The 7,407-nt window shown below is 73.4% G+C and carries 6 protein-coding genes and 1 pseudogene; 5 read left to right on the top strand and 2 right to left on the bottom strand.

What is annotated here, in order from left to right:
- Positions 1-93: 93 nt before the first annotated feature.
- Positions 94-618: a MarR family transcriptional regulator gene (locus tag QL983_RS09475; protein ID WP_145951210.1), complete on the top strand. Its 525-nt coding sequence runs from the start codon at positions 94-96 to the stop codon at positions 616-618.
- A gap of 60 nt (positions 619-678) precedes the next feature.
- On the opposite strand, the gene QL983_RS09480 is transcribed toward QL983_RS09475, so the two are convergent.
- Positions 679-1,452 (bottom strand): SDR family NAD(P)-dependent oxidoreductase, encoded by a 774-nt coding sequence (locus QL983_RS09480; protein WP_095695286.1) that lies wholly within the window; start codon positions 1,450-1,452, stop codon positions 679-681.
- A 179-nt stretch (positions 1,453-1,631) separates the two neighbouring features.
- Between QL983_RS09480 and QL983_RS09485 the strand changes: the two genes are divergently transcribed.
- The 4 genes from QL983_RS09485 to QL983_RS09500 are packed head-to-tail and all read left to right on the top strand — an operon-like array spanning position 1,632 to position 6,088.
- Positions 1,632-3,158 (top strand): CoA-acylating methylmalonate-semialdehyde dehydrogenase, encoded by a 1,527-nt coding sequence (locus tag QL983_RS09485; protein ID WP_145951209.1) that lies wholly within the window; start codon positions 1,632-1,634, stop codon positions 3,156-3,158.
- Between the two features lie 34 nt (positions 3,159-3,192).
- Positions 3,193-4,110, top strand: a complete 918-nt coding sequence (gene mmsB / locus QL983_RS09490; RefSeq protein ID WP_144861904.1) for a 3-hydroxyisobutyrate dehydrogenase — start codon at positions 3,193-3,195, stop codon at positions 4,108-4,110.
- Positions 4,107-4,904 (top strand): enoyl-CoA hydratase, encoded by a 798-nt coding sequence (locus QL983_RS09495; RefSeq protein ID WP_060974190.1) that lies wholly within the window; start codon positions 4,107-4,109, stop codon positions 4,902-4,904. The genes mmsB and QL983_RS09495 overlap by 4 nt, the downstream gene beginning before the upstream one ends.
- Positions 4,901-6,088: an enoyl-CoA hydratase/isomerase family protein gene (locus QL983_RS09500; RefSeq protein ID WP_060974189.1), complete on the top strand. Its 1,188-nt coding sequence runs from the start codon at positions 4,901-4,903 to the stop codon at positions 6,086-6,088. The genes QL983_RS09495 and QL983_RS09500 overlap by 4 nt, the downstream gene beginning before the upstream one ends.
- A gap of 87 nt (positions 6,089-6,175) precedes the next feature.
- Here QL983_RS09500 and QL983_RS09505 read toward each other — a convergent pair.
- Positions 6,176-7,309, bottom strand: a pseudogene (locus QL983_RS09505) (acyl-CoA dehydrogenase family protein).
- Positions 7,310-7,407: the final 98 nt, after the last annotated feature.

Genomic DNA, 7,407 nt, shown 5'->3' on the forward strand with positions numbered 1-7,407 from the left:
CATCTGACACGCCCGGAGAGGCCCGCTCGTCTCATCTCAGCCCGTACCCCGTGGCAAGAACCTCATGACCCACAACAGCTAGTCTGGAGCGCCATGAAGAAGCCACCCCTCGCCCAGGACCCCATCCGGGAGGCCGCCCGGAACTGGGAGCGTCACGGATGGGGTGACGTCGCCCGCCCGATGGCCGCCATCACCTCGATCATGCGGGCCCAGCAGATCCTGCTGGGTCGGGCGCAGGCCGCGCTCAAGCCCTACGGGCTCACCTTCGCGCGGTACGAGCTGCTGGCGCTGCTGAACTTCTCGCGCGAGAAGCGGATGCGGATGTCCAAGGCGTCCGCGCTCCTGCAGGTCCACCCCACCTCGGTGACCAATGCGGTGGACCGGCTCGAGGCCGCCGGGCTGGTGGAGCGCACCCCCCACGAGTCGGACCGCCGCGCGCTCGTGCTCGCCCTCACGGACGAGGGCCGGCGCGTCGCCGTCGCCGCCACGGAGACGCTCAACGCCGAGGTCTTCGGCCGTTCCGGCTTCGGTCCGGCGGACGTGGACACCCTCATCGACGTCCTCGGCCGGTTCCGCGCCGAGGCCGGCGACTTCCAGGTCGACGGCCTCGACGCCTGAGCGCCCCGACGGCGGAGCACACCTCCTCCTGACGCTCTCCGCGGCCTCCGGCCGCGCGGCTCAGCGGGGCTCGAGGCGCACGGCGCCGTCGAGCCGGATGACCTCGCCGTTGAGGAACGGGTTGGACACGATCTGCTCGACGAGCAGCGCGTAGTCCTCGGGCCGGCCGAGGCGGGCCGGATGCGGGGTCTTGGTGGACAGCGCCTCGCGGGCGGCCTCGGGCAGGCCGGCCATCATGGGCGTCTCCATGAGGCCGGGGGCGATCGTGACCACGCGGATCTGCGAGGAGGCGAGCTCGCGGGCCGCGGGCAGGGTCAGCGCGACCACGGCGCCCTTGGAGGCGGAGTACGCGATCTGGCCGATCTGCCCGTCGTAGGCCGCCACGGACGCGGTGTTCACGATGACGCCGCGGTCCTCGCCGAGCGGCTCCTGCGTCCTCATCGCGGCGGCGGCCTGGGCCATCATCGACACGGTGCCGACCGTGTTGATCGCCAGGACCCGGCTCAGCACCTCGGCGGACAGCGGCCCGTCGCGGCCCACGAGCTTGCCCGGCGTCGCCACGCCGGCGCAGTTGACCAGCACCCGCAGCGGCCCGGCCTCCAGCGCGGCGGCCACGGCCTCCCGGGCGGTGTCCTCGGCGGTGACGTCGCCGGTCACGAAGCGCGCGCGGGGGCCGAGGGCGGCCACGGCGTCCGCGCGGACGGTCTCGCGCTCGCGGTCCGGCAGGTCCACCACCACGACGGCGGCGCCCGCGTCCGCCAGGCGGCGGGCGGTGGCATGGCCGAGGCCCGAGGCCCCGCCGGTGACGATCGCGCTCTGGTTCGACAGGTCCATGGGCGGACCCTCCCTTCCTCCTCGGGATACCCCCCGATTTCGATAGTTGCATGTCCTACGTTCTCATCCTAGATTAGCGGACGAGTAACCCAGATCACACGCACGGCCGGGCCCGCCCCGCCCGCCGTGGGCGGCGCCGCCCGGCGTCCGCCTTCCGCTTGGACCCGCGAGGAGCCCCCATGTCCGAGAAGACCGCGCCCACCGAGACCGCCCCCGTGATCCCCCACTTCGTGCACGGCGAGCGGCGCGAGGGCGCCTCCGGTCGGCACAGCGACGTCCACCACCCGGCCACGGGCCGCGTGGCGGGCCGCGTGGCGCTGGCCTCCGCCGAGGAGATCGACGCCGCCCTGGCCTCCGCCGAGGAGGGCTTCGCCGCGTGGTCGACGCTGAATCCGCAGCGCCGCGGCCGCATCCTGCTGCGCTGGGTCGACCTGATCAACGAGAACATGGACGAGCTGGCCACCGTGCTCGCCCAGGAGCACGGCAAGACCTTCCCGGACGCCAAGGGCGACATCCAGCGCGGCATCGAGGTCGTGGAGTTCGCCGCGGGCGCCCCGCACCTGCTCAAGGGTGAGTTCACCGCCGACGCGGGCACCGGCATCGACGTGCACTCCATGCGCCAGCCGCTCGGCGTGGCCGTGGGCATCACGCCCTTCAACTTCCCGGCGATGATCCCGCTGTGGAAGGCCGGCATCGCCCTGGCGGCGGGCAACGCCTTCGTCCTCAAGCCCTCCGAGCGCGACCCCTCCGTCCCGGTGCGCCTGGCCGAGCTGGCCCTCGAGGCCGGCATGCCCGCCGGCGCCCTCAACGTGGTGCACGGCGACAAGGCCGCCGTGGACGCGCTCATCGAGGACCCGCGCGTCAAGGCCGTCGGCTTCGTCGGCTCCACCCCGATCGCGCAGTCCATCTACGCGCACGCCGGCCGCATGGGCAAGCGCGCTCAGTGCTTCGGCGGGGCCAAGAACCACGCCGTGGTCATGCCGGACGCGGACCTCGAGATGGCCGCCGACGCCCTGGTCGGCGCCGCCTTCGGCTCCGCGGGCGAGCGCTGCATGGCGATCTCGGTGGCCGTCCCGGTCGGCGAGGAGACCGCCGACCGCCTGATCGCGCTGCTCCGCGAGCGCGTGAAGGACCTCAGGGTCGGCCCGTCGCTCGAGGCGTCCTCGGACTTCGGCCCCGTCGTCTCGAAGGACGCGAAGGAGCGCATCGAGGGCTACATCGCGGCCGGCGTCGAGGCGGGCGCCGACCTGGTCGAGGACGGCCGGGGCGTCGTCGTCGAGGGCCACGAGGACGGCTTCTACGTGGGCGCCACCCTGTTCGACCGCGTCACCCCGGAGATGAGCATCTACCGCGAGGAGATCTTCGGCCCGGTGCTCTCCGTGGTCCGCGCGAAGGACTACGAGGAGGCGCTCACGCTCGTGAACGAGCACGAGTTCGGCAACGGCGTGGCCATCTTCACCCGCGACGGCGACGCCGCCCGCGACTTCTCCACCCGCGTGGACACCGGCATGGTCGGCGTGAACGTGCCGATCCCCGTGCCGATCGCCTACTACACCTTCGGCGGCTGGAAGGCCTCCGGCTTCGGCGACCTGAACCAGCACGGCACGGACGGGCTGAAGTTCTACACCAAGACGAAGACCGTCACCACGCGCTGGCCCTCCGGCGTGCGCGAGGGCGCCAGCTTCGTGATGCCGGCCGGCTCCTGACCGCCCCGCAGCCCGTCCTGACCAGGAGGACCCCATGACCACCGTTCTGTTCCTCGGCCTCGGCCACATGGGCGGCCCCATGGCCGCCAACCTCGGCGCCGCGGGTCACCGCGTGCTCGGCTTCGACCTCGTCCCCGAGGCCCTCGAGAAGGCCCGCGCGGCCGGCGTCGAGACCGTCACGGACACGGCCGCGGCGGCCGCGGAGGCCGACGTCGTGCTGACCATGCTCCCCCACGGACGCCTGGTGCTGGACGTCTACCGGGGTGAGGACGGCGACGGCGGCCTGCTCGCCGCCGCCCGCCCCGGCACCGTGTTCCTGGACTGCTCGACCATCGACGTCGCCGAGGCCCGCGAGGCGGCCGCGGCGGCGGAGGCGGCGGGCATGCGGGCGGCCGACGCGCCGGTCTCGGGCGGCCAGGTGGGCGCCGAGGCCGGCACCCTCGCCTTCATGGTGGGCGCCTCGGACGAGGTGTACGCCGAGGTGCTGCCGCTGCTCGAGGTCATGGGCGCGCGGATCGTGCACTGTGGGGCCGCCGGCCTGGGCCAGGCCGCGAAGATCTGCAACAACATGGTGCTGGGGGTCACGCAGATCGCCGTCGCCGAGGCCTTCGTCCTGGGTGAGCGCCTGGGCCTGCAGCACCAGGCCCTGTACGACGTGATGAGCAAGGCCTCCGGGCAGTGCTGGTCCCTGACCACCAACTGCCCGGTGCCCGGCCCCGTCCCCGGCTCCCCCGCGAACCGGGACTTCCAGCCCGGCTTCGCCGGTGCCCTGATGGCCAAGGACCTCGGGCTCGCGCTCGCGGCCCTGGACGAGCAGGGCGTGGCGGCCGACCTGGGCCGCCTCGCGCAGGCCAAATACGCCGAGTACGCCGCCGGAGAAGGCGCCGCCCGCGACTTTTCCGGCATCATCGAGGACATCCGAGCATCACACACGGACAGGAGCGAGGCATGAGCGAGCAGACCACCCCGGACGGCGCCGAGTCGCCGATCATCGTCGAGCGGCAGGGCCGGGTCGGCCACATCCGCCTGAACCGGCCGAAGGCCCTGAACGCGCTGAACGAGGCGACGATGCGCGCCGTCGTCGCGGCGGTGCAGGAGCTGGACACCGACCCGGAGATCGGGGCGATCCTGCTCTCCGGCTCCCCCAAGGCGTTCGCCGCCGGCGCGGACATCAAGGAGATGGCCACCAAGGAGTTCTCCGAGATGTACGCGGCCGACTGGTTCGCCGGCTGGGACGGGCTCACCCGTGCCCGCACCCCCATCGTGGCGTGCGTGACCGGCTACGCCCTCGGCGGCGGCTGCGAGCTGGCCATGATGGCCGATGTCCTCGTGGCCGGCGAGGGCGCGAAGTTCGGCCAGCCCGAGATCAACCTCGGCGTCATCCCCGGCATGGGCGGCTCCCAGCGCCTGACCCGCGCCGTGGGCAAGGCGAAGGCCATGGACATGATCCTCACCGGCCGCATGATCGGGGCGGAGGAGGCCGAGCGCATCGGGCTCGTCTCCCGCGTGGTGGCCGACGAGAAGGCCCTCGAGGAGGCGCTGGAGGTGGCCGCGACCATCGCGTCCAAGTCCAAGCCGGCCTCCTGGATGGCCAAGGAGGCCGTCAACGCCGCGTTCGAGACCACGCTCGCCCAGGGCATCGCCTTCGAGCGCCGCGTGTTCCACGCCGCGTTCGCCACGGCGGACCAGAAGGAGGGCATGGACGCGTTCGCGGCCAAGCGCGAGGCGCGGTGGCAGCACCGATGAGCGGCGCGCAGACCACGGCGACGACGGCCCCCACGGCCGCACGGGACGGGGCGGCGGACGAGGTGCTCCTCGAGGTCCGCGACGGCCTCGGCCGCATCACGCTGAACCGTCCGCGCGCCCTGAACGCGCTGACGCAGGACATGGTCCGGGCGATCGACGCGGCCCTGACCGACTGGGCCGCGGACCCCGCCGTGCGCGGCGTGCTGATCCGCGGCGCCGGGGAGAAGGGACTGTGCGCCGGCGGTGACGTCGTCTCCCTGCGCTCCTCGCTCCTGGCCGGGCGGTTCGCGGAGGCCGAGCAGTTCTTCCGCGACGAGTACGCGATGAACGAGCGCATCGCCACCTACCCCAAGCCGTACGTGGCCTTCATGGACGGCATCGTCCTGGGCGGCGGCATGGGCGTGTCCGCGCACGGCTCGCATCGCGTGGCCACCGAGCGGACCCGCGCCGGCATGCCCGAGACGGCGATCGGGTTCACCCCCGACGTCGGCGGCTCCTTCCACCTCGCCCGCGCACCCTTCCAGGCGGGCCGGCACCTGGCCGCGACCTCGGCGCACGCCTCCGGTTCCGACGCGGTGGCCCTGGGTCTGGCGGACGTCTTCGTGGAGTCCGCCCGGCTGGACGAGCTCGAGCAGGCCCTCGCCGCGGCGTTCGGCGCCCTCGGCTCGGCCGCGGACGCGGGCGGGCGCGACGAGGCCGCCTTCGCCGCCGCCGACGAGGTGCTGGCCCGGTTCGCGGTGGCCGAGGACGCACGGCCCGCGTCCGCGCTGGTGGCCGGCCGGGAGTGGATCGAGGACGCCTACGGCCGGGAGTCGGCCGCCGAGGTCCTCGCCGCCCTGGACGAGCGCGCCGCCGCGGGCGGGGAGCATGCCGAGGCCGCGGGGCAGGCCGCCGAGGCCATCCGCACCAAGTCCCCGACCGCCGTCGCCGTGGCCCACGAGGCCCAGCGCCGGCTGGCCGCACGCGGGGCGGACCTGACCGTGGCCGACGCGCTGCGTCAGGAGTTCACGATCGGCACCCACCTGATGCGCGAGCCGGACATGGCCGAGGGCATCCGCGCGCTGCTCGTGGACAAGGACAAGGATCCGGCGTGGAGTCCGGCCCGGCTCGAGGACGTCTCGGCCGAGGACGTGGCTGGGCACTTCGAGCCCGTGACCGGGGTGGACCCGCTGCAGCTCGGCTGAGCCCGCCCCGACGGACGGCGCCCCGTGGTCACGTGTGGTGACCGCGGGGCGCCGTGCTGTGGGGGCGACCGTGCGGGCCCCCCGGCGTCAGCCGATCAGGCCGCGACCCACGATCATGCGCATGATCTCGTTGGAGCCCTCGAGGATCCGGTGGACGCGCAGGTCCCGGACGAGCTTCTCCACGCCGTACTCGTGCAGGTAGCCGTAGCCGCCGTGCAGCTGCAGGGCGGTGTCGGCGGCCTCGTAGCCGGACTCGGTGGCCACGAGCTTGGCCATGGCGCACAGGCGCACGGTGTCCGGGTCGTTGCGGTCCAGGGCGTCCGCGGCGCGCATGAGCATCGTGTGGGCGGTCTCCAGCTTCACGGACATGTCCGCCAGCTCGAAGACGAGGGCCTGCTTGGTGGTGAGCGGCTCGCCGAACGCGCTGCGCTCCTTGAGGTAGCGGGTGGCCTTGTCCAGGGCGGCCAGGCCGCCGCCGATCGAGCAGGCGCCGATGTTCAGGCGGCCGCCGTTGAGGCCCTTCATGGCGATGCGGAAGCCGTCGCCCTCCTCGCCGAGGCGGTCGGCCACGGGCACGCGGACGTCCTCGAAGATCACCTGGCGCGTGGGCTGGGTGTGCCAGCCCATCTTCTTCTCGTTGGGGCCGAAGGACAGGCCGGGGGTGTCCTTGTGGACCACGACGGCGGAGATCCCCCGGGCGCCCGTGTCCGCGGTGCGGCACATCACCACGTAGCAGTCGGACGCGCCGGCGCCGGAGATGAACTGCTTGACGCCGTTGAGGACGTAGTGGTCGCCGTCGCGGACGGCGCGGGTCTTCAGCGCGGCCGCGTCCGAGCCGGCGCCGGGCTCGGTCAGGCAGTAGCTGGCCAGGTGCGCCATGCCCACGAGATCGGGGATCCAGCGGGCGCGCTGCTCGTCGCTGCCGAAGGAGTCGATCATCCAGGCCACCATGTTGTGGATGGAGATGTAGGCGGCGAAGGCCGGGTCCGCCTTCGCGAGCTCCTCGAAGATCAGGATCGCGTCCGTGCGCTCCAGGCCGGTGCCGCCGTGCTCCTCCCCCACGTAGATGCCGCCCAGGCCGAGCTCGCCGGCCTCGGCGAGGACGTCCACCGGGAAATGCTACTCGGCGTCCCAGTCGAGGGCGTGCGGGGCGACGCGCTGCTCGGCGAAGTCGCGGACGGCGTCGACCAGGGCCTTCTGGTCGTCGGTGATGGGGAACATGGGTTCGTCCTCCTGGGGCTCGGGCCGGCCGCGCGGGCGGTCCACGACGGGGTGGTGCGGGGGTGACACCGCGGGCGGCGACAGGGTGTGACTGTCAT

The sequence above is a fragment of the Micrococcus sp. APC 4021 genome (assembly GCF_030407635.1).
In the GTDB taxonomy this organism is placed as follows: Bacteria; Actinomycetota; Actinomycetes; order Actinomycetales; family Micrococcaceae; genus Micrococcus; species Micrococcus luteus.

Excerpts from the sequence above, each read along its gene's own strand:
- QL983_RS09475 (WP_145951210.1), top strand. The coding sequence starts at position 94 with ATGAAGAAGCCACCCCTCGCCCAGGACCCCATCCGGGAGGCCGCCCGG.
- QL983_RS09480 (WP_095695286.1), bottom strand. The coding sequence starts at position 1,452 with ATGGACCTGTCGAACCAGAGCGCGATCGTCACCGGCGGGGCCTCGGGC.
- QL983_RS09485 (WP_145951209.1), top strand. The coding sequence starts at position 1,632 with ATGTCCGAGAAGACCGCGCCCACCGAGACCGCCCCCGTGATCCCCCAC.
- mmsB (WP_144861904.1), top strand. The coding sequence starts at position 3,193 with ATGACCACCGTTCTGTTCCTCGGCCTCGGCCACATGGGCGGCCCCATG.
- QL983_RS09495 (WP_060974190.1), top strand. The coding sequence starts at position 4,107 with ATGAGCGAGCAGACCACCCCGGACGGCGCCGAGTCGCCGATCATCGTC.
- QL983_RS09500 (WP_060974189.1), top strand. The coding sequence starts at position 4,901 with ATGAGCGGCGCGCAGACCACGGCGACGACGGCCCCCACGGCCGCACGG.